Source organism: Nostoc sp. UIC 10630 (genome assembly GCF_010747425.1).
Classification (GTDB): domain Bacteria; phylum Cyanobacteriota; class Cyanobacteriia; order Cyanobacteriales; family Nostocaceae; genus Nostoc.
In genome coordinates this window covers 1-1,025 of record NZ_JAAGOG010000456.1, presented here as the reverse complement: position 1 = coordinate 1,025, position 1,025 = coordinate 1, and the positions used below count along the sequence as shown (strand labels likewise).

Genomic DNA, 1,025 nt, shown 5'->3' with positions numbered 1-1,025 from the left:
ACTCTTATTTCTAATGCTGATGATGTCATAAATAAAAAATACCATCAATCTCTTCACTTACCTGCGGAATGTAGGTTGCAACGTCTCTACAAGGGTTTCAGGTAACGCATAATTAATTTCTGGAGATGTCTAGTATTCTCATCTGTTGAGTATATGCTGTGTTGTGTTTAGATTTGAGAAAAAATAGCGATCGCTAAAGTATCTCCTTATTAACCACGATTGATCCAAACGCCTCTGAGTCCTGCTGCTTTAGCTGCGTAGTAGTCTTCTACAATGCTATCGCCAATATGCCATGCTGCTGAAGGGGAACACTTATGTTTATCTAAGGCAATAGCAAAAATTTGAGGATCGGGTTTAGCTGCACGTACCTGGGTAGCAATGGTGACGGAGGTAAAAAACTCTCTCAATCCCAAACTTTGCAATACTGAATAAATCCGGGAATCAAAATTGGATAGCACGCCCAAAGTAACCCCCAAGCGCCGCCAGTTGATTAAAGCTGGTAGAACATCGGGATAGACAAACCACGGTTCGCCAGTGCCAAAGTGGATGTAAAGTTCGCTAAAAAAAGCCGAAAAGTCAGAAAATTCCTTGAGGACACCTGCACTTTCAAAAGTGTTCAGGGCAATTATCCGCCACCAATCAAACTCACGCTGAGGAATATCTTGGAGTTCTGCATCTGGAAATATCGGCGGCGGGGCTGCTTTAAAGCTTTTGATGAAGGCTGTATTCAATGTTTCGGCTGGAACCGTCACACCAAATTCCTCAGCTATCTGACTATAAACTTTACCTACACTGCCTTTAACATCGAAGAGTGTACCCACAGCATCTAAAAAAATAACTTTCGGTTGTTCCATCAAAGTTTGAAGATTTTGAATGTTAGATTTTGGCTCGTTAGAGAGTTTCTGTGGGTAGAGTCTAGCATCTGCTAAGTAGCTTGACGAAAATAAAGCAAATCATTGTAATTGGTCATTTGTCATTGGTCATTTGTCATTGGTCATTAGTCCCCATCCCCCATTCCCCATTCC

At 41.6% G+C, this 1,025-nt stretch carries 1 protein-coding gene; it reads right to left on the bottom strand.

The annotated features are described in order from the left end of the window. Positions 1 to 209 precede the first annotated feature (209 nt). Entirely contained in the window at positions 210 to 854 is a 645-nt protein-coding gene (locus G1O98_RS38345) for an HAD family hydrolase (RefSeq protein ID WP_163939691.1), read from the bottom strand. Between the last annotated feature and the right edge of the window lie 171 nt (positions 855 to 1,025).